This window comes from Caulobacter sp. KR2-114 (genome assembly GCF_049446115.1).
In the GTDB taxonomy this organism is placed as follows: domain Bacteria; phylum Pseudomonadota; class Alphaproteobacteria; order Caulobacterales; family Caulobacteraceae; genus Acaudatibacter.
On the sequence record NZ_JBMSEC010000006.1, the window covers coordinates 159,470 to 179,432 of the forward strand.

Consider the following 19,963-nt stretch of genomic DNA (forward strand, 5'->3'; position numbering starts at 1 on the left):
TTGGCCTTAGGAGGTCAGCATGGCGAGGAAATGGCCGTGGCCGAGGCCGCCCCGCGGTCGGGCGCCGCCTTTCAGCCCTGGGCCTTCAGCCATTGCGTGGCCTCATCCAGGGTCTCGCATCGGGTCTGCGGCTCGAACGTGTGATGGCGGGCGTTCCAGGCCAGGACCCAGGCGTACGATGCGGGAGGTCCTTCGGCCGTCGCCTTGCAGCCGGATTCCACGACGAGATAGCGGCCCCCCTTGGCGACGACCGCGCCATCGGCCAGCACCCGCTGCTGGAAGCGACCGCCGCCCAGGTCCATCCACAGCACCGTCCAGCTGTAGTTGCTGTTGCAGCGGCCGCCGGCCGGATACTCCTCGCTCTTGAACTCGCGCGGCCAGTCGTCCTTGCCGAACGAGAACAGGTAGTCCTTGCGCCCGGGGCCGCCGACCGGGGCGGTCTCCAGGCGGGCCGTGGACCGCACGACCTCGGGACGGGTCCCGCATTCGGCGAAGATCTTCATCAGGTCCTTGCGGACCTGAGCCGGCGCCGCGGCATAGGGCGTGTAGCGCGGGGCGGCGCCGGCGGCGGACGGCAGGGCCAGGATGAGGGCCAGGGCGGCCCGGACGAAAGACGTGCGCATGAATTCCCCTCCAGCGACGCGAAAGGCTAAGCGGCGCCATCATCGGGCGAAAGAGAACAAAACGTCAACAGATTGTTGCGGCGGCTCAGGCCGCCAGCTCCGCCGCTCTGTGGCCGGACCGGACCGCGCCCTCGATGGTCGCCGGCAGGCCCGTGGCGGTCCAGTCGCCGGCCAGGACCAGGTTGGCGAGCGCCGTGCGGGCCGGCGGGCGGCGGCGATTCTGCTCCGGGGTGGCGGCGAAGGTGGCGCGCTTTTCCTTGACGATCTGCCACGGCGGCAGGACGTCCGCGTCGAGGCCATGGGCCCTGGCGACGTCCGCCCACAGCAGGCGGGCCAGGTCTTCGCGGTCGCGCTCGACCACGGCCCCGGCGCCGCTGACGGTGACCGAGAGCCGGTCGTCGAAGGCGAACACCCATTCGGCCGCGCCGCCGATCAGGCCCAGGATCGCCGGGGCGCCCGCCGGCGGCGGCTGCAGGAAGTGGGCGTTGACGATCGCCTCGAAGCGGTCGGGCACGGTGAGGCCCGGCAGCAGGTCGGCCGCCACCCAGGGCGGAACCGCCAGGATCACGCGGTCGTCGGGGTTGAGGGCGATGCGGCGGTCGGCGAGCAGCAGGGCGCCGGCCCGCCCGTCCGCGGCCTCGATGGCGCGCAGCCGCTGCGACAGCGTCACCGTCGCGCCCTTGCCGGCCAGGAAGGCCAGCGCCGGATCGACGAAGGCCGCGCCCAGGTTCGGGCTGGCCACGCGCGGCTGGTAGTGGCGCCCGCCGAGCGCCAGGGTCTCGCGCACCACCGCGGCGGCGAGCTCGGCCGAGCCGGCCTTGGGATCGGTGTTCAGCGCCGCCAGCAGGAAGCTTTCCAGCAGTCGGTCCCACAGCGGGCCCTCGCAGGCGATCGCCTGGTCCACCCGCCGGTCGCCCTGCGGCGCCAGCAGGCCGGCCAGGGCCAGGTAGTCTGCGGCGCGGGTGCCCGGCACGCGGCGGGCCGGGCTCAGCACCCACCAGGCCAGGGGACCGGCGTTCGGGCGGATCGTCCAGCGCGATCCGCTGGCCATGTCCATATAGTCGAAGACCGCCTCGTGGGGCCCGGCCAGGCGATCCGACGCCCCGATCCGCGCCAGGTAGCGCATGATCGCGTGATTGCCCGACAGCACCAGGTGGTTGCCGTTGTCGATGGTCACGCCCAGCTGCGGATCGACGTACGACCGGCAGCGGCCGCCGGCCTGTGCGGCGGCCTCGATGACCTCGACCCGCCGGCCGCGCTCGGTCAGGGCGGTGGCGGCGGCCAGGCCGGCCAGGCCCGCGCCGATGACGTAGGTGGTGGCGACCATGGGCAGGGGGCGCGAGGGCGCCGCTATTCCACCAGGCCGTGGCGCAGCAGCGTCCAGATCAGCTGCACCTTGCCGATCCTGGCCCGCGCCCGGGGCGGCTTCCAGCCCGCGGCCTCCATCTTCGACAGGATCTGGCCATAGACGGCGCTCATCAGCCGCGGCGTGCGCAGCTTGCCCTTGGGCCGGCGCTGCATGATCGCGTCGGCGGCCCGGTAGTGTTCGTGCGCCTTCACCGCCACCCAGCGGCAGGCGGTGTCGATGTTCGGGTGGTTGACCACCGCGGTGGGCTCGGTGGTGTCGATGCCGGCGGCGGCCAGGGCCTCGGCCGGCATGTACAGCCGGCCCATGGCGGCGTCCTCGTCGAGGTCGCGCAGGATGTTGGTCAGCTGCAGCCCGCGGCCGAGGTGATGGGCCAGGTCGCGGCCCGGCTGCTCGTCCATGCCGAAGATGCACACCGACAGCCGCCCGACGGCGGTCGCCACGCGCTCGCAATAGAGGTCGAGCTTGGGATAGTCCGGCGCGCGGATGGTCTCGACGACGTCCATCTCCATGCCGTCGACGATGGCCAGGAAGTCGTCGAGGCGCAGGCCGAAGCGCCGCACCGGCTCGACCAGGTAGCTGGTCCGCTCCGGCGGGGTCCCGGCGTAGAGGGCGGCGAGGTCCGCGCGCCAGGCGTCCAGCTCGGTCTGGCGCTGCGGGATCGGCATGCCGGGCTCGTCGGCGATGTCGTCCACCTCGCGGCAGAAGGCGTAGACCGCGAAGATCGCCGTGCGCTCCAGCGGCGGCAGCAGGCGCATGGCGGTATAGAACGAGCTGCCGGAGGCCTGCTGTTCGGTGTTCGCCGCCGGTTGTTCGGGTGCGTTCATGGTCACGGTCATGTCTCAGGCGCCTTCCGAGGACGCGTCCTTATGGCTCAGCTGAGCGCCGGCGGCGAGAGGGCGGCGGCCGAACAGGGTTCTGCCGATGCCGGACAGGGCCGCCACGCCCATCTGCAGCTTGTCGTGGTGCACCTTCTCAGACAGCGGATCGGCCGTCATCAGGCGTTTGGTCAGGCTGGAGGCGACCCCGTGGATCACGCCGATCTCCAGGCGCAGGCGAAAGTCGCGGATCGCGCCGGGCAGGGGCGAGCCGGCGTTCACCAGGTCCATGGTCCGCCAGGCGAGGTCGTTGATCACCGCCTTGAGCTGGGGCGTCGCCCGCTCGGCGCCAAGGGCCTCGACGGAAACCCCGGCCGCCGCCAGGGCGTCCAGCGGCACGTAGACCCGGTCGATCTCGCGGTAGTCCTTGCCGCAGTCCTGCAGGTGGTTGATCACCTGCAGCGCGCTGCACAGGGCGTCGGAGGCGGGCCAGGTGGCGCGGCTCTCGCCGTGCACGTCCAGCATGAAGCGGCCCACCGGACAGGCCGAATAGCGGCAGTAATCCATCAGCTCGCCCCAGTCGGCATAGCGCCGCTTGGTGACATCGCGGCGGAAGGCCTCCAGCAGGTCGAGGATGTGGGCGTCGGTGACCTGGGTGTGGATCAGCGCCTGGCGCAGGCGCAGCGCTTCGGGCACGTCGACCGCGGCCTTGCCCTTCAGCGTCGCCTCGATGGCCGCCAGGCGCGACAGCTTGTCGGCTTCGGACAGCGCCGCGTCGTCGGCGATGTCGTCGGCCATCCGCGCCACGCGGTAGAAGGCCATGATCACCGGCCGGTGCTTCGGCGCCAGCAGGAACGAGCCGACGGGGAAGTTCTCGCCCATCTCGTCCTTGGAAGCCTCGACCTTCACGTCGCTCATTGCGTGGCTCCCCGCATCATGCCCCCGCCATCGCCTGGGCCCGGCCCTTCCACATGCCGCCCTTGCCCTGCCAGACCGCCACCGCCGACTGCACGGTGAACAGGCAATAGAGGGCGCCGATCAGCGGCAGGGCGAAACCCCACAGGGGCGAGCGGCGATAGAAGGCCAGCATCGGCTGGAACGCCACCGCCATCGCCGTCCACGCCGCCAGCCCCAGCCAGCGCGGCCAGCCGTCGGCCGCGAAGGTCAGCGCCGGGGCGGCGACATAGACCAGCAGCATGCCGACCAGTGTCCCGGCCAGCAGCCACGGGGAATAGTTCAGCTGGGCGTAGGCCGAGCGCGACACCATGCGGCCGATCTCGGCCAGGCTCTGGTAGGGGCGCAGGCTGCGCGCCCGGTCGGTGAGCCCCAGCCAGATCGACCCTTGGGTCTTCATCTTCGCGCCGAGGGTGCAGTCGTCGATGATCGCGGTGCGGATCGCGGCGATGCCGCCGGCCGCGGCCAGGGCGTCGGCCCGGGCCAGCATGACCCCGCCGGCCGCCGCGGCGGTCCTGTTGCGCGGATCGTTCACCCAGCCGAACGGGTAGAGCATGTCGAAGAAGAACACGAAGGCGGGGATCAGCAGGCGCTCCGCCCAGGTCTCGACGCACAGCTTGGCCATCAGCGAGACCAGCACCCGGTCCTCGGCCTCGGCGCGGGCGACCAGGGCCGAGAGGTTGTCGGGCGTGTGGGCGATGTCGGCGTCGGTGAGCAGCAGGTACTTCGGCGCGCCGCCATCGCGCTCCATGGCCTTCGCCACACCTTGGCTGACGGCCCAGAGCTTGCCGGTCCAGCCGGCGGGGAGCGGCGCGCCGGTGACCACCTGCAGCCGGTCCTCCCGGCCGAGGTCGCGGGCGGCCTGGCGGGCGACGTCGGCGGTGCCGTCCTCGCTGGCGTCATCCATCAGGATCACCCGGAAGTCGCCGGCGTAGTCCTGGGCCAGCAGGCTGCCCACCGAGCGGGCCACCACGTCGGCCTCGTTGCGGGCGGGGACCACCGCGACCACCGCGGGCCACTCGGCTGGAGGCGCCGGCGTCGTCTCGGCGTCGTCCCGCTCGCGCGCCAGCCAGAAGCCGCCGCGCAGGGCCAGCATCCACAGCCAGGCGCCCAGGGCGATGGCGGCGATGACGGTCAGGGCGAGCGTCACTTCAGGTATCCGTTGGCGCCGAACCAGGCGAGGGCGTCGGCGAGCGCCAGGGCGTAGGGGCGGGCCGTGTAGCCCAGCTCGCGCTCGGCCTTGGCCGAGGTGAAGAACATGTGGTGCGAGGCCATCTTCAGGGCGTCGCGGGTCAGCAGCGGCTCCTTGCCGGTGACCCGGGCCACCGCCTCGGCGGCGAAGGCCAGGGGATAGAGCGGTGCGCGGGGCAGGGCGACCGTGGGCGGCTTGCGCCCAGTCTGCCGCGCGATCTCGGCCAGGAATTCCCGCAGCGAGGCGTCCTGGCCGCCCAGGATGTAGCGCTCGCCGAGGCGGCCATGCGCGTGCGCCTTCAGGTGGCCGTCGGCGACGTCGTCCACGTGGACCAGGTTCAGGCCGGTGTCGACGAAGGCCGGGATCCGGCCAGTGGCGGCCTCGACCACCATCTGGCCGGTGGGGGTGGGGCGCACGTCGCCCGGGCCGATCGGGGTCGAGGGATTGACGATCACCGCCGGCAGGCCGGCCTCGGCCACCAGCCGCTCGACCACCCGCTCGGCGGCCACCTTGGACTGCTTGTAGGCGCCGATCGCCTCGCCGTCGCCCAGCGGCGCGGTCTCGTCCACCCGGGTCGACGCATCGCCGGCGCGAAGGGTGGCGACCGAGGAGGTGTAGACGATCCGGCGCACCCCGGCGGCCAGGGCGGCGGCCATCACCGCTTCAGTCCCCGCCACATTGGCGCGGATGATCTCGCGCGGGTCCGGGGCCCACAGCCGGTAGTCGGCGGCCACGTGGAACAGGTGGTCGACGCCGTCCATCGCCCGCTCCAGCGAGGCGCGGTCGGTCATGTCGCCCAGCGCCAGCTCGCAGTCCTGGCCCTCGAAGTTGCGCTTCGGGCTGGAGGGACGCGCCAGCGCCCGCAGCCTCAGGCCGCGCCCGCCCAGCGCCCGCAGCACCGCCCCGCCGACGAAGCCCGAGGCGCCGGTCACCAGCACCCGTTCGCCCGGGTTCAGGGCGGCGTGGATGGGGAGGGATTCGATGGCCTGGCTCACGAAGCGCTCTTTAGCCTGCCCTCCCCCTTGTGGGGAGGGACGATCGCGCAGCGATCAGGGTGGGGGAGTTCCGGGCCGTGCGAGAAGCCCGGCGAGTTGTTTGCTCCGGCAGGCGTTCCCCACCCTGGCGGCTTCGCCGCCTGTCCCTCCCCATGAAGGGGAGGGCGAAGCGCCTCAGCGATAATGCAGTTGCACCGTCAGGCTGGTCTCGCCCGGGCCGGCGGTGAAGTGGGTCGAGTGGAACGACGGCGCCGACAGCTTGGGGCGCACGTTGTTGGAGAAGGCGAAGCCTTCCTTGGGGATGCCCAGCAGCCCGGTGTCGATGTCGCCGTTGGCGTTGGCGTCGTGATAGACGAACAGGGCGTAGTCGCCCGCCTTCGGCAGCCAGAAGCACAGGGTGGTGGTTCCGGGCGCCGCCGGATCGCGCACCGTCTCCAGCTCGCCGTTGGGCTTGAGGTAGCGCCTCTGGTCATCGCCGAACACGACGGCGGCCACATTGCCCTTGTCGGAGCGCACGCCCTGGACGGTCAGCGAGACGCGCACGCCAGTGGGCGCGCCATGGCAGCTCTGCGCCATGGCCGGGGCGGCCATCGCGGCGCCCGCAAGTCCAGCAATCAGGGCGAGGGCGCTGGCCCTCCGCAACCCGGGCATCCGACCGGCTCCTTAACGATCCTGTAACCGCAAGACGACGCGGCGAGCGCGCCGCCTTACACGAAAAACGGCGCTCACATTGTGGCAAGCGCCTGGCGCCAATGGGATATCGGATGCCTGTGGCGCCGGCGCCACGGGTGCGACCATTTGGCCACAGCGGGGCCTGGAGCGCGCTAATCCACCCGGCGCAGCACCGTCCAGCGTGGCCACGGGCTGTCGGCGGTGCGGACCTTCAGCAGCTCGAAGGTGGCGCTGTCGCCCTCGAAGTCCGGCACCGCGTCACGCTGGATGAAGGCCTGCGGCCGGTGGCGGGTTAGCCTGGGCATGGTGAAGCACAGGGTGTTGCCGTCCAGGTCCTTCATGCGGGTGAGGACGGCGATGATCGGGCGCTGCATGCGAGAACAATACAAGAACATATGGGGTGACGAAAGGGCTGAACAGCTGCGCCGGCCCCGTGCCGGCCCCCCATCCGGAAGCCCGGCGCGGCAAGCTGAACCGCAGATTAACCTGGGTCTCAAGTGCGCTTCAGACTTGAAACAATAGCTTGGTCTCCACGGGGTGACCCAGGGAGTGACCAATGACGTTCAAGGCAAAGCTACTGACTGTTCTCGGCGCCGCGCTCGTGGCGACGCCGCTGGCCGCGTCGGCCCAGGGCTGGGGCGACTACGGCGGCGACTGGCGCGATCGCCCGTCGTTTGCCGGCTATCCGCAATTCCAGAACGAGAAGGCGCACATCCGCGGCGAGATCCGCGAGGGCCTGCGCGAAGGCTGGCTCGATCGCGACCAGGCGGGCGACCTGCTGCGCCGGCTGCAGTGGGTCCAGCGCCGCGAGGCCCGCGAATTCGGCGAGCATGGCTGGAACCTGCCCTATTGGGATCGGCAGCAGATCCAGACCAGCCTCGACCAGATCGACCGCGCGGTCGACCAGGCCCGCGACCGGGGCGATGCCGACGACGGCGGCTGGCGCTGACCGCGACGCCCCGGCGCTCGCCGCCGGGGCGCATCCCCCGGATCAGCTGTCCGAGAAGCCGAACGGCGCGGTCGTGCGGCGGATGTCGTCGGGCAGGATCTGGCGGCCGATCGGGGGTTCTGAGCGGGCGGTGCATTCGGTGCGCTGGCACAGGCGGCAGGTGACGCCGATCGGCGTGGCGGCGATCTCGGCGCCGGCGGGCTGGCCCTGGGTGTAGATCAGCTTGTGCGCGTGGTCGGCGGCGCAGCCCAGGGCGATGGCGCGCTCGATGCGCGGGCGGCCATAGCCGCCGCCGCCGGCGGTGACCGTCCGGGCGATGGAGAAGAACCGCTGGCCGTCCGGCAGCTCCAGCCACTGGGTGACGATCTGGCGGGGGGTGCGGAAGGCCTGGTGCACGTTCCACAGCGGACAGCCGCCGCCGTGCCGGGCAAAGGGGAAGCCGGCGCCATCCAGCCGCTTGGAGACGTTGCCGGCCTCGTCCACGCGGATGAAGAAGAACGGCACGCGCTCCTGACCCGGCTTCTGCAGGGTGGTCAGGCGGTGCGCGGTCTGTTCGAAGCTGGCGCCGAACTGGCGGCCCAGGGCCTCGACGTCGTAGGCCCGCGCCTCCACCGCCCGGGCGAAGGCGGAATAGGGCATGATCAGCGCCGCGGCGGCGTAGCCGGCCAGGGCCATGCGCGTCAGCCGCTCGCCGCTCTCGGTCTCGAAGGCGCCGTCGGCCAGCGCCTCGTCGATCTCCACCTTCAGTTCCAGGTAGGCCAGCTGCAGAGCCAGCTGGAAGTTCTGGCTGGCGCCGTCCAGCTCGTCGTCGAGCAGGATCTCGCGCCGGTGCCAGTCCAGGCGGCGGGTCGAGCCGACCATCACCTTGGGCGGCACGCGGCGGGCGCGCAGGTTGTGCCGGGCCTTCAGGTAGCCGGCGATGGTGTCGTGGGCGGCGACCGCCTGGGCCAGGCGCTCGGCGGCGTCGTCCAGCAGCGGGAAGCTGTTGCGCCGGGCGGCGAGGAAGCGGCGCGATTCCGCCACCGGATCGCCGGGATCGGAGTCGCCGCCGGCCCCGGGCCTTGCCCCCGCCCCGCGGTCCGCCAGGGCCAGCTGTTCCTCCTGGTAAGCCGTGTAGAGCCGCAGGAAGGCCTCGGTGATGCCGGGGAAGTTGGTGGCGACGTCGCCCGCCTCCAGGGTCTGGAAGTCGATGTCGGCGAACAGCGGGTCCTTCAGCACGCCCTGCAGCCGCGCGCGGTCCTCGGCGCCGCCGTCGCCGGCGAGGGTCGACATGTCCAGCTGGTAGGTCTGCGACAGGCGCAGCAGCAGCTCGGCGGTCAGCGGGCGGTGGTTGCGCTCCAGGAGGGCGATGTACGACGGCGAGACCTCCAGGTCGGCGGCCATGTCCGACTGGGTGAGCCCGCGCTCGCGGCGCAGGCGGCGCAGGCTGGGGCCGACGTAGAGGCGTCGCTCGGTCGCCATGAACACACCTGGAGTGGCAGCCGCGAAGGCTTGTGGCTGTAGGACCTTACAACATTACATCGGAATTTTGTAAAGTTTTACAGCTGCACCTCGCGGCGACTCCACAGCGTGAGCGGAGCCGTCTAATGCGCCGGCGACACACCCGCTTACTGAAGGATCGCGGCCATGGCGTATCAGGACCACATCATCGAGATGAGCCAGCTCATCAAGAGCAAGAACGGCACTTGGGATGGCATCAACGCCGAGTCCGTGGCCCGCATGCGCCTGCAGAACCGGTTCAAGACCGGCCTGGAAATCGCCCGCTACACCGCCGGCATCATGCGCAAGGACATGGCCGCCTATGACGCCGATCCGGCCAACTACACCCAGTCGCTGGGCTGCTGGCACGGCTTCATCGCCCAGCAGAAGATGATTTCCATCAAGAAGCACTTCAAGTCGACGGACCGTCGCTACATCTACCTGTCCGGCTGGATGATCGCGGCCCTGCGCTCGGAGTTCGGCCCGCTGCCGGACCAGTCGATGCACGAGAAGACCAGCGTTCCGGCGCTGATCGAGGAAATCTACACCTTCCTGCGCCAGGCCGACGCCCGCGAGCTGGGCATGCTGTTCCGTGATCTCGACGCCGCCCGCGCGGCCGGCGACAAGGCCAAGGAACAGAAGATCCTGGACCAAGTCGACAACTTCCAGACCCACGTCGTGCCGATCATCGCCGACATTGACGCCGGCTTCGGCAACGCGGAAGCCACCTACCTGCTGGCCAAGAAGATGATCGAGGCGGGCGCCTGCGCCATCCAGATCGAAAACCAGGTCTCCGACGAGAAGCAATGCGGCCACCAGGACGGCAAGGTCACCGTCCCGCACGAGGACTTCCTGGCGAAGATCCGCGCCGTCCGCTACGCGTTCCTGGAACTGGGCGTCGATAACGGCATCATCGTCACCCGCACCGACAGCCTGGGCGCCGGCCTGACCAAGCAGATCGCCGTCAGCCACGCGCCGGGCGACCTGGGCGACCAGTACAACAGCTTCCTGGACTGCGAGGAGATCTCGCCCGCCGACATGAAGAACGGCGACGTCGTCCTGAACCGCAATGGCAAGCTGCTGCGTCCCAAGCGCCTGCCGTCCAACCTGTTCCAGTTCCGCGAAGGCACCGGCGAAGACCGCTGCGTCCTCGACTCGATCACCTCGCTGCAGAACGGCGCGGACCTGCTGTGGATCGAGACGGAAAAGCCGCACGTCTCGCAGATCGCCGGCATGATGGACCGCATCCGCGAGGTCTTCCCGAACGCCAAGCTGGCCTACAACAACTCGCCGTCGTTCAACTGGACGCTCAACTTCCGCCAGCAGGTCTATGACGCCATGAAGGCCGAGGGGAAGGACGTCTCCGCCTACAACCGTGACGCCCTGATGAGCGTCGACTACGACGGCACCGAACTGGCCATCATCGCCGACGAGAAGATCCGCACCTTCCAGGCGGACGGGGCCAAGCGGGCGGGGATCTTCCACCACCTGATCACCCTGCCGACCTACCACACGGCGGCCCTGTCCACCGACAACCTGGCCAAGGAGTACTTTGGCTCGCAAGGCATGCTTGGCTACGTCCTGGGCGTCCAGCGCCAGGAAATCCGCCAGGGCATCGCCTGCGTGAAGCACCAGAACATGTCCGGCTCGGACCTGGGCGACGACCACAAGGAATACTTCGCCGGCGAGGCTGCCCTGAAGGCGGGCGGCGTCCACAACACGATGAACCAGTTCGCCTGATCCGGCGGCTGTAGCGACCTAGCGTGGCGGCCCGGGGCCCTTTCGTCCCGGGCCGTTTGCTTGTGATGTAGAAGCTTAAGGCGAGCGGGGCGCCGCGGGCGTCCTGGCCGCCGCATGACCTGAAAAGAGCCTGCCATGGATATCAGCGCCGCCCTGTCCGTCGACGACCTGCTGCACGCCTTCGTGGAGACGGAGCTGCTGCCGGGGACCGGGGTGGACGCCAAAGCCTTCTGGTCGGCGCTCGAGGCGATCCTGGCCGATTTCGGCCCGCGCAACGCCGCCATGCTGGCGCGCCGCGACGAGCTGCAGGACCAGATCGACGCCTGGTGGCGCGAGCGCCGCGGCAAGACCGTCAGCCTGGCCGAGCAGACCGAATTCCTCACCGCCATCGGCTACCTGCTGCCCGAGCCGGCGCACTTTTCCATCGACACGGTGAACGTCGACCCGGAGATCGCCTCGATCGCCGGCCCGCAGCTGGTGGTGCCGGTGTCCAACGGCCGCTATGCGCTGAACGCCGCCAACGCCCGCTGGGGCAGCCTGTACGACGCCCTCTACGGCACCGACGCCCTGCTGCCGCCCGTGGCCGGGGCCAGGGGCTATGACCCCGAGCGCGGCGGGCACGTGATCGACTACGCCCGCGGGTTCCTGAACCACGTCGCGCCGCTGGACGGCGGCTCGCACGTCGAGGCGACCCTCTACGCGATCCAGGGCGACGCCCTGGCGGTGACCCAGAAGGACGGCTCGGTGGTCGGCCTGAAGCATCCGCAGCAGCTGGTCGGCTGGCGCGGCGAGGCGGGGGCGCCCAGCGCCGTGCTGATCGCCCACAACGGCCTGCACCTGGAGATCCAGATCGACCGCAGCCACAACATCGGCAAGGACGATCCCGCCGGGGTCGCCGACGTGCTGGTGGAGGCGGCGCTGACCGCGATCCAGGACTGCGAGGACTCGGTGGCCGCCGTCGACGCCGAGGACAAGGTCGGCGTCTACCGCAACTGGCTGGGCCTGATGCGGGGCGACCTGTCGGCCAGCTTCGCCAAGGGCGGCCGCACCGAGACCCGCCGGCTGGACGAGGACCGCACCTATGCGGCTCCTGGCGGCAAGAGCCTGACCCTGCGCGGCCGCTCGCTGATGCTGGTGCGCAACGTCGGCTGCCACATGGTCACCGACATGGTCCGGCTGAACGGCCAGCCAGTGTACGAGACGGCGGTGGACGCCCTGATCACCGTCGCCGCCGCGGTCCACGACATCAAGGGCGCGCGCCGCAACAGCGCCGCCGGCTCGGTCTATGTGGTGAAACCCAAGCTGCACGGGCCGGACGAGGTGGCCCTGGCGGCCGCCCTGTTCGACCAGGTCGAGGACGCCCTGGGCCTGGCCCGCAACACCGTCAAGCTGGGCATCATGGACGAGGAGCGCCGCACCAGCGCCAACCTCAAGGCCTGCATCGCCGCGGCCAGGAGCCGCGTGGTGTTCATCAACACCGGCTTCCTGGATCGCACCGGCGACGAGATCCACACCGCCATGGAAGCCGGCCCGATGGTGCGCAAGGAGACCATGCGCGCCCAGCCGTGGCTGACCGCCTACGAGAAGCGCAACGTCGAGATCGGCCTGGCCACAGGTTTTCCCGGCAAGGCGCAGATCGGCAAGGGAATGTGGGCCGCGCCTGACCGGATGCACGAGATGCTGAAGGCCAAGATCGGCCATCCCAAGGCCGGGGCCAACACCGCCTGGGTGCCGTCCCCGACGGCCGCCGCGCTGCACGCCCTGCACTATCACGAGGTGGACGTGCCGGCCCTGCAGACCCAGATGGCCGCCGCCGCGACCCGCACCGGCCTGGACGACCTGCTGACCGCGCCGCTGGCGCAGTCGAACTGGAGCCCGGCCGACGTGCAGCAGGAGCTGGACAACAACGCCCAGGGCATCCTCGGCTACGTGGTGCGCTGGATCGACCAGGGCGTGGGCTGCTCCAAGGTGCCGGACATCCATGACGTCGGCCTGATGGAAGACCGCGCCACCCTGCGCATCTCCAGCCAGCACATCGCCAACTGGCTGCATCACGGCGTCTGCACCGAGGCCCAGGTGCGCGAGACCATGGCGCGCATGGCCAAGGTGGTGGACGAGCAGAACGCCGGCGACGGCGCCTATGCGCCGATGGCCCCCGATCCGGCTGCCTCGATCGCCTTCCAGGCCGCGCTGGACCTGGTGTTCCAGGGGCGCACCCAGCCGAACGGCTATACCGAGCACATCCTCACCGCACGCCGCCGCGAGCGGAAGGCGCAGCTGGCCGGGTAAGCCGGGCGGCTCATCGTCCGGCATGGTCGCAGGACAGGCGCAAGTGCTGCCCGCAAGAGGTCGGGCAGCCGACAGCGTTCACAAATGACGGCGCCGGCGCCTACCAGGCGATGCTTCGCGCGTTGCTTTGGGCATGCGGAAGTTTCTGATGCATGTGCATGACGACCGGCAGGAAGAACCCCTGGTGTTCTTCGTGGACGTGGCCAACCTCGCCCGTGCGCGCGAACTGGCGTTGAGCCGACTGGAGCAGTCGCCGCACCATCGCCGCGTGCTGCTGCTCGACGGCGAGACCGTGCTGGCCTCTATCGAGCGCGATCTGGCCGGCTGACGCGGCCGAGTTTGTCGGTCGGATTTCACCGCCGAGATCGGGCTGACGCGTGCGGGCCTTATTGCCACGGCACGGGTTGGCGCGCGCCTCGCCGCGCCCCATCTGCCAAGCTGTGAAAAGGAGTTCCGCCATGCGCCGCGTCGCCACGACCCTGCTGATGACCGCGCTGGCGTTGGGGGCCCTGGGCGCTGGCCCCGCTCTGGGCCAGGTCGACGGCGGCGGATTTCCGGGCACGGGGGGCTCGGGCTACCCCAGCGGCGGCGGTGGGGGCGGCGGTCATCACGGCGGACGTGGCGGCCACGGCGGCCAGCCCCAGGGCGACAAGCCCGCCCAGCCTGACAAGGGACCCAAGCGCGAACCCGACAAGCCGGTGAACCAGATCGAGATCGTCGGTGTGGTCAAGGCGCTGGACCCCGCGACGGACCGTATCACCATCGCCTATGAGCCGGTGGAGGCGCTGGGCTGGCCCGCAGGCTCCATGCCCTTCGTCGCCGGCAAGAGCGCCATGCTGCAGACGGTGACCGTCGGCCAGAAGGTGCGCTTCAAGCTCGACAGCCAGCAGATCTCGGAGATCAAGCCCTTCTAGCGGCGGTCGGCCCGGCCCTGCGCCCCCGAGTTCTCAGCCCCCCGGCGTCAGCATCGGCCCCGGACGCAGGGGGAAGGCGGTGACGAGGGTAAAGCCCTCGGGCGGGTAGCTCGCCTCGACCTGGCCGCCCAGTTCGGACACCAGGCTGCGCTCGATCAGGCGCGAGCCGAAGCCACGACGGGTCGGCGTCTGCGCGGGCGGGCCGCCGCGCTCGGTCCAGCTCAGCCGCAGCATCGGCGGATCGGCGCCCTCGTCCAGGCTCCAGCGCACCTCCACGCCCCCGGTGGGCGAGGCCAGCGCCCCGTACTTGGAGGCGTTGGTGGCCAGCTCGTGGGCCACCAGCCCCAGCGCCAGGGCCGCGCGGGGCGGCAGCATGACCTCGGGGCCGGCCAGGGCGATGCGGCCCTCGCCATAGTGGTTCAGCTCGTTCTCAAGCACCTCGCGCAGCGCCGCGCCCTGCCAGTCCTCGGCCATCAGGGCGCTGTGGGTCTTCGACAGGCTCAGCAGCCGGCCCTCGAAGTCGTGGGTGAAGGCCTCCGGCGCGCCGGTCTGGCGGGCGGTCTGCAGGGCGATCGACTGCACCGTGGAGAGGGTGTTCTTCACCCGGTGGTTCAGCTCGTTGAGCAACAGGCGCTGGTGCTCGCGCGCCCGGGCGTTTTCGGCGGTGCGTTCGTCCAGCCGGCGGGCCGCCTGCTCCATGGCCTCGAACAGCACCTCGTCCTCGGCGACCACGGGCCTTGCCGGGGCCGGATGCTCGCCGCGCCCCAGGGCGTCGGCCCGGCTGACCGCCAGGGCGAAGGCGCGGGCCAGCCTCCGTCCGAGGATCGCCGCCACCACCAGGCCCGCCGCCAGCAGCAGCGCCGCCGTGCCCGCCAGCGCCGCCAGCGGCTGCACCGCCCGGCGCAGCAGCATCGAGCGCGGCACGCTGATCGCCGTGCGCCAGCCGGTCAGGTTCGAGCGGTGAAAGGCGGCGATGTTGGGCTCGCCGCGGACGGTCTGCGCCCGCACCACCCCCTCCTCGTGGTCGCCGGCGGCCTTGAGGAAGGCGTCAGAGCCGTGCCGCCCCCGCAGCGCCTCGGCGTCGGGCCAGCGGGTGACGATCGTGCCCTCGCGGTCGCTGACCCCCGCGGCCCATCCGGCCGGCAGGCGCTGGGCGGCCAGGATGTCGTCGAGCGTGCGCGGCGAGGCCACATAGCTGGCGGCGTAGCGGTGGCCGGCGATGGTCACCGTCTGGGTGATGGAGAAGACGTACTGTTGCGATACCTGGCCGAAGTACAGGTTGGAGACGCCGATCGGTTGCGACAGGTAGCGCGCCAGCGCCGCCGGCGGCGGCTGGTCGGGCAGGGGCGTTCCCAGCGGCTTGCGGGTGTTCATCACCGTGTGGCCGTCTTCGTCGATCAGGCTGATCCAGCCCGGCAGGTCGCGGGTGGCGGCCGCGGCGCGGGCATAGAAGGCCGGGATGCTGTCCTCGCCGGGCCCGTCGGCGGCGAGGCCGCGCAGCACGCCCTGGCCCAGGCTGATGCGCCCGTCGACGGCGGCCGACAGGGCGCGGGCGTTGGTCAGCAGCTGGGCCTCGAACTGGCGTTCCTGGCGCTGGTAGTCGGCCCACAGCAAAAAGCCGGTCAGCGCCACCGCCGGGACGACGATGCTCAGGGTGAGCAGGATCAGCAATCGCCGGACGGACGGGGCCCTCATGACTGCTTGCTAACCTGTGGCGCGGCGCGCGTCGATATACCGCCGGCGCTTGTTTCGGCAGGCCGCCGCGTGGGTGCGCCGGTCGCCATCGCGGCGCTTGACCGGAGCCGCCGGGCGGGTCTCTGCGTTGCCTTGGCCAAAGGGGCGCCGATGACCCGGATCATGACCTACAACGTGCACCGCTGCGTCGGGACCGACGGGCGACTGGACGTCGGCCGGGTGGCCGAGGTGATCGCCCGCCAGCGGCCGGACATCGTCGCCCTGCAGGAGGTGGACGTGGGCCGCGCCCGCACGCGCCACGTCGACCAGGCGCACGAGCTGGCGCACCGGCTGGACATGGCCTTCCACTTCAACGCCGCCCTGACCATCGAGGAGGAGCGCTACGGCGACGCCATCCTGACCCGGCTGCCGGAGCGTCGCGTCAAGTCGGCTCCGCTGCCAGGCCATCCCGGGCACCGGGCGTTCCGCGCCCTGGAGCCGCGCGGCGCCCTGTGGCTGGCGATCAGCATCGGCGGGCAGGAGCTGCAGGTGATCAACACCCACCTGGGGCTGGTGCCGGCCGAGCAGGCGGCGCAGGCCGCCGCGCTCGCCGGGCACGACTGGCTGGGCCACCCTGATTGCAAGGCGCCCACCGTCCTGGTGGGGGACTTGAACGCGGTGCTGGGCTCGCGCGCGTTGCGCCGGCTGCTGGCGCGCCTGCAGGACGCCCGCGCCCTGGCGCGCCCGGGCGGGGCGAGCGGACTGCTGGCCACCTTTCCCTCGCGCATGCCGCTGGCGCCGATCGACCACATCCTGGTCAGCCCCGGCGTCGTCGTGCGCGGCCTGAGCGTGCCGCGCGACCGGCTGACGGCTCTGGCCTCCGATCACGCGCCGCTGGTGATGGATTTCGACCTGCCGCCCGCCTGAGCGGAATCGCATGCGACGCCGGGCCCGGACGTCGCCGACGGGGGCTCGGCCGGGGGAGGGGCCGGGCCGGCCAGGGCGGCCAGGGCCTCGTCCCGGGCCGCGCGCATCTCGCGCTCGCGCCGCCAGGGGCGGAACGAGTCGTCCGGGCACATCGGATCGCCCAGGTGGAAGGCGGCGATGAAGGTGGCCAGCGGACCCAGGGGCTCCGGCTCCAGCGGTCGCAATCGCACCAGGCCGTCGGCGCGGAGCCGGTCCACCGCCCCGCCCAGCGAGCGCGCCTCGGCCCAGGCCGCCTCCACCCGCGCCTCGTCCGTGCCCAGCCAATGGGCGATCAGCCGCACCGTCAGGTTGCCGATCCGCTCGCGCGCCGCCGCGGCGGCCGGGCCGGCGGCCTCGAACACCAGGTCGCACTCGGTGTCGAAGCCCGTGGAGCGGTTGTTGAGGTTCGCCGAGCCGATCCGCAGCAGCACGTCGTCGATGATGCTGAGCTTGGCGTGGACGATGATGATCCGGCCCAGGGGCGTGACCGGATGGAAGGTGCGCAGGCGCCCGAACACGTCGGCCCGTCGCAGCCGGCGAATGAACAGCGAGCGCGTGCGGTCCATGGTGACGTGGTCGAACCAAGAGGGCGAGCGGCGGTGCGAGACCAGCACCACCTCCGGCCCGTCGGGCTCCGCCAGCCGCGCGGCCAGGGCCTCGGCCATCAGCGGCGAGGTGAAATACTGGTTCTCCATATAGATCAGCCGGCGCGCCGCGGCGATCGCGGCCAGGTGCAGGCGCTCGTTCTCGCGCACCTCGGGATGCCGGCGCCAGCTGGCGCTGGTGCGGGCGATGCCGGCGATGACCCCGGCGAACTGCGGCGTGATGCGTTCGGGCCAGGGATCGGCGTCCGCGGGCGGGGGAGACGCGGCCGGCGCCAGGTCGTCCGCCGCGGGCGGCGTCGGCGCCGGGGGCAGGGTCTCGCCGGTGGCGCGCAGCCAGCGGGCGCGGAACAGCTCGCCGAGGTGGGCGGCGGGCGCGCCGTCGACCACGCCCATCACCTCGTGCCGGGAATCGAACGTGCCCAGGCCGTCGCGGCCCTTCTCCCGCCGCGGGTCGTCGTCCAGATGGGCGGCCGTGTCCCAGCGGTCCGGGCCGATGTCGCCGCCGCCGCAGAACGCCACGGCGTCGTCGATGATCAGCGCCTTCTGATGGTGGCAGGCGCCGTTGGGCAGGCGGCCGTCGAGGCGGAAGCGCACCCGCGTGCCGGCGAATGCGCGCCGGCCCTTGATGGGGAAGAAGTCCTGCGTGGCGGCCACCGGCAGCGCCGACTGCCAGCACAGGATGCGGATCTCCAGCGCCGGCCGCTCGGTCGACAGCTGTCGCAGGAAGGCGGCGATGTCCTCCTGGCCGTGGCGCGGCACGCCGGGATTGGGGTCGAGCACCGTGCCGGGCTCGAACGCCCAGTTCAGGAAGTGGATCGTGCGGCGCGCCTTCAGCATCGCCTCGCGGGCGGCGAGGAAATAGTCCGCCATGTCGATGATCAGAGCCGCCCGGGGGGCCGATCCGCGTCGCCAGCAGGTGATTCCCGGTCTCAGCAGCACCTGGCGTTCCGCCCCTTCGCACGCTTCAGCTTCAGGAATGCGCGGACCGGGGGCCACGTTCCGCCGCGGTCAGGATTCCGGGTCGGCGGCGCCGGCCGCCGGCCCCGGCCGCGCCGGCGGCGCCTTGCGCCGGCGCAGGTTGGCGCGCAGGGCGGCGGCCAGCTTCTGTTCGCGCGCCGAGGCCGGTTTCGGCGCAGGCTTGGCCAGGTCGGACCGGGGCGTGTCGTCCATGCGACGAGAAAGCTGGGGGCCGAGGCGCCCCGTCAAGCGCTTTTCGCTTCACAGAGCCCCCGACGTTCGCTAATGAGCCGCCTCCCCAAGCGGGGAACGCCGCCGTAGCTCAGTGGTAGAGCGCATCCTTGGTAAGGCTGAGGTCGACAGTTCGATCCTGTCCGGCGGCACCATTTTCCCCAATAGATCAATTGGTTCGGTTGAGGTGGTGGGGGCGAAAGCTCTCATCGACTCTCTGCGGGACGCTTGCGGGCCGCTAGAGCGCGCAAGGTCTGCCCTGGGCGAGCGCGTCACCGCCAGCCCGCCTTCGCCAGCTTGGCCTCGGTGGCGGCGTCGTAGGGGCCTTCGGCCAGCAGGCTGTCGACGGCGGCTATCTGGGCGGGGGCTTCGCCGGCCATGCGATACTGGCCGCGATCGGGGGTGACGGCGGAGACCTCGGCGATGGCCCAGCCGCCTGGGGCGCGACAGGCGACGCCGGCCAGCGTCGCCGACGCCCCATGGGCCTCGAAGGTGCGGCACACGCGGCCGGTATGAGCGCGGAATGTCAGGCCGATGCGGATCGGGCCGGCCTGGGCGGTCGAGGCCAACTGCTGGTCCAGGGCGTGCGCCAGGCCTGCGTGGGCCTGCAGACCGCCACCTGCGCCCGGTGCGATCAGGGCCGGCGAGGCGGGACGCAGGCTCACGCCGACGCCAATCGCCAGGACCACAGCCGCCGCCACGGCAACGCCGGCCGGCCATCGGAGCGCCGACCAGGAGATGGCGCGGGCCTTGGCGTCGCGCCGGCGCGCAGCGCGCCGATCGGTCAGGTCCACCACTTCGGCCGAAGGCCTCGCCGCAGCGATGACCTCGCCAAGCCATGCGGGGGCCGGCGCCTCCATCAAGGGGGCGAAGCCGGCGTTCAGCCGCGCGCCCAGGGCGCGCTGACGCTCGGCCTCTGCCGCCAGCGCCGGGTCCGCAGCGACTTTCGCCGCGAAGGCCTCGGCTTCGTCTGAGGGCATCTCGCCATCCAGCCAGGCGATCAGGCGATCTTGCTCGGTCATGGGATCATCGGCCGTCATGCTCGCCCCCGATCAGAGCCGCCAGCGCACGCCGCCCTCGCGCCACCCGCGTCGACACCGTGCCGATCGGCAGGCCCAGCACCTGCGCCGCCTCGGCATAGCCGAGCCCGTCGATCGCCACGAGCGCGATGACTTCGCGCTGTTCGTCGGGCAGCCGCGCCATGGCCTGCATGAGGCTCATGAGCTCGGCGCGCGCCTCGATCTGGGCGCGCGGGTCGTGGCCCACCGCTTGGCCCTCGTCTTCTGGCGCGAGGCGGGCGCGGCTGCGGCTCTGCGCGCGCGTGGTGTCGATCCAAAGGTTGCGCAGGATGCGAAAGGCCCAGGCGTCGAAGCGGGTGCCCTCGAGCCATTGCGTCCGCGCGCGAAGGATGCGCTCCACCGCCCCTTGGACCAGGTCGTCCGCCTCGGCGGGCGAGCGCGCGAGCGCATGCGCCAGCCGCCGCAGCCGCGGAAACAGGTCGGTCAGGTCGCGCTCGAATGAATCCAATACCTGTCTCTG

Annotated in this window: 20 protein-coding genes and 1 tRNA gene; 7 read left to right on the forward strand and 14 right to left on the reverse strand. The window is 71.5% G+C overall.

Going from position 1 to position 19,963, the window contains the following annotated elements; genetic code table 11:
* Positions 1-71: 71 nt before the first annotated feature.
* The 8 genes from ACO2Q3_RS20525 to ACO2Q3_RS20560 all read right to left on the reverse strand — a co-directional run bounded on the left by ACO2Q3_RS20525 (position 72) and on the right by ACO2Q3_RS20560 (position 6,994).
* Positions 72-623, reverse strand: a complete 552-nt coding sequence (locus ACO2Q3_RS20525) for a hypothetical protein (protein WP_423309996.1) — start codon at positions 621-623, stop codon at positions 72-74.
* Positions 624-708: 85 nt separating this feature from the next.
* Complete coding sequence (hpnE, locus tag ACO2Q3_RS20530; RefSeq protein ID WP_423309997.1) at positions 709-1,950, reverse strand: hydroxysqualene dehydroxylase HpnE; 1,242 nt, start codon at positions 1,948-1,950, stop codon at positions 709-711.
* Between the two features lie 23 nt (positions 1,951-1,973).
* Positions 1,974-2,828 carry a presqualene diphosphate synthase HpnD gene (gene hpnD, locus ACO2Q3_RS20535; protein WP_423309998.1) on the reverse strand — a complete coding sequence of 285 codons (855 nt, stop codon included), beginning with the start codon at positions 2,826-2,828 and terminating at the stop codon, positions 1,974-1,976.
* Between the two features lie 3 nt (positions 2,829-2,831).
* Complete coding sequence (hpnC, locus tag ACO2Q3_RS20540) at positions 2,832-3,725, reverse strand: squalene synthase HpnC (protein ID WP_423309999.1); 894 nt, start codon at positions 3,723-3,725, stop codon at positions 2,832-2,834.
* A gap of 16 nt (positions 3,726-3,741) precedes the next feature.
* A complete protein-coding gene (locus ACO2Q3_RS20545) occupies positions 3,742-4,911 on the reverse strand; it encodes a glycosyltransferase (RefSeq protein WP_423310000.1) in 1,170 nt (389 codons plus the stop codon).
* On the reverse strand, positions 4,908-5,948 hold the full coding sequence (gene hpnA, locus ACO2Q3_RS20550; RefSeq protein ID WP_423310001.1) for a hopanoid-associated sugar epimerase: 1,041 nt from the start codon (positions 5,946-5,948) through the stop codon (positions 4,908-4,910). Before hpnA ends, ACO2Q3_RS20545 begins: the two co-directional genes overlap by 4 nt.
* Positions 5,949-6,122: 174 nt before the next feature.
* Positions 6,123-6,599 (reverse strand): DUF2141 domain-containing protein, encoded by a 477-nt coding sequence (locus tag ACO2Q3_RS20555; protein ID WP_423310002.1) that lies wholly within the window; start codon positions 6,597-6,599, stop codon positions 6,123-6,125.
* A gap of 173 nt (positions 6,600-6,772) precedes the next feature.
* On the reverse strand, positions 6,773-6,994 hold the full coding sequence (locus tag ACO2Q3_RS20560; protein ID WP_423310003.1) for a hypothetical protein: 222 nt from the start codon (positions 6,992-6,994) through the stop codon (positions 6,773-6,775).
* A gap of 182 nt (positions 6,995-7,176) precedes the next feature.
* Between ACO2Q3_RS20560 and ACO2Q3_RS20565 the strand changes: the two genes are divergently transcribed.
* A complete protein-coding gene (locus tag ACO2Q3_RS20565; protein ID WP_423310004.1) occupies positions 7,177-7,569 on the forward strand; it encodes a hypothetical protein in 393 nt (130 codons plus the stop codon).
* 42 nt (positions 7,570-7,611) lie between these two features.
* Here ACO2Q3_RS20565 and ACO2Q3_RS20570 read toward each other — a convergent pair whose 3' ends face one another.
* Positions 7,612-9,030: a helix-turn-helix domain-containing protein gene (locus ACO2Q3_RS20570; RefSeq protein WP_423310005.1), complete on the reverse strand. Its 1,419-nt coding sequence runs from the start codon at positions 9,028-9,030 to the stop codon at positions 7,612-7,614.
* Between the two features lie 165 nt (positions 9,031-9,195).
* Here ACO2Q3_RS20570 and ACO2Q3_RS20575 point away from each other — a divergent pair, with 165 nt between their 5' ends.
* The 4 genes from ACO2Q3_RS20575 (at position 9,196) to ACO2Q3_RS20590 (ending at position 13,991) form a co-directional block, all read left to right on the forward strand.
* Complete coding sequence (locus ACO2Q3_RS20575) at positions 9,196-10,788, forward strand: isocitrate lyase (protein WP_423310006.1); 1,593 nt, start codon at positions 9,196-9,198, stop codon at positions 10,786-10,788.
* 135 nt (positions 10,789-10,923) lie between these two features.
* On the forward strand, positions 10,924-13,077 hold the full coding sequence (locus ACO2Q3_RS20580; protein ID WP_423310007.1) for a malate synthase G: 2,154 nt from the start codon (positions 10,924-10,926) through the stop codon (positions 13,075-13,077).
* 148 nt (positions 13,078-13,225) lie between these two features.
* Positions 13,226-13,405: a hypothetical protein gene (locus ACO2Q3_RS20585; RefSeq protein WP_423310008.1), complete on the forward strand. Its 180-nt coding sequence runs from the start codon at positions 13,226-13,228 to the stop codon at positions 13,403-13,405.
* Positions 13,406-13,535: 130 nt separating this feature from the next.
* On the forward strand, positions 13,536-13,991 hold the full coding sequence (locus tag ACO2Q3_RS20590; protein WP_423310009.1) for a copper-binding protein: 456 nt from the start codon (positions 13,536-13,538) through the stop codon (positions 13,989-13,991).
* A gap of 33 nt (positions 13,992-14,024) precedes the next feature.
* Here ACO2Q3_RS20590 and ACO2Q3_RS20595 read toward each other — a convergent pair whose 3' ends face one another.
* Positions 14,025-15,686, reverse strand: coding sequence for a sensor histidine kinase (locus ACO2Q3_RS20595; protein WP_423310010.1), 1,662 nt, complete (start codon positions 15,684-15,686; stop codon positions 14,025-14,027).
* Positions 15,687-15,836: 150 nt separating this feature from the next.
* Here ACO2Q3_RS20595 and ACO2Q3_RS20600 point away from each other — a divergent pair, with 150 nt between their 5' ends.
* On the forward strand, positions 15,837-16,592 hold the full coding sequence (locus ACO2Q3_RS20600; protein ID WP_423310011.1) for an endonuclease/exonuclease/phosphatase family protein: 756 nt from the start codon (positions 15,837-15,839) through the stop codon (positions 16,590-16,592).
* Here the strand turns inward: ACO2Q3_RS20600 and ACO2Q3_RS20605 are convergent.
* Positions 16,550-18,106, reverse strand: a complete 1,557-nt coding sequence (locus ACO2Q3_RS20605) for a phospholipase D-like domain-containing protein (RefSeq protein WP_423310012.1) — start codon at positions 18,104-18,106, stop codon at positions 16,550-16,552. The two genes, ACO2Q3_RS20600 and ACO2Q3_RS20605, sit on opposite strands and share 43 nt — an antisense overlap.
* A 138-nt stretch (positions 18,107-18,244) precedes the next feature.
* The gene (locus ACO2Q3_RS20610) at positions 18,245-18,406 is read right to left on the reverse strand and encodes a hypothetical protein (protein WP_423310013.1); all 162 of its coding nucleotides are present in this window, start codon (positions 18,404-18,406) and stop codon (positions 18,245-18,247) included.
* 98 nt (positions 18,407-18,504) lie between these two features.
* Here ACO2Q3_RS20610 and ACO2Q3_RS20615 point away from each other — a divergent pair.
* Positions 18,505-18,579 (forward strand) — tRNA-Thr (locus ACO2Q3_RS20615).
* 117 nt (positions 18,580-18,696) lie between these two features.
* Here the strand turns inward: ACO2Q3_RS20615 and ACO2Q3_RS20620 are convergent.
* Both ACO2Q3_RS20620 and ACO2Q3_RS20625 read right to left on the reverse strand, forming a co-directional pair.
* Positions 18,697-19,446 (reverse strand): hypothetical protein, encoded by a 750-nt coding sequence (locus tag ACO2Q3_RS20620; RefSeq protein ID WP_423310014.1) that lies wholly within the window; start codon positions 19,444-19,446, stop codon positions 18,697-18,699.
* A gap of 4 nt (positions 19,447-19,450) precedes the next feature.
* Positions 19,451-19,951, reverse strand: a complete 501-nt coding sequence (locus tag ACO2Q3_RS20625) for an RNA polymerase sigma factor (protein ID WP_423310015.1) — start codon at positions 19,949-19,951, stop codon at positions 19,451-19,453.
* Between the last annotated feature and the right edge of the window lie 12 nt (positions 19,952-19,963).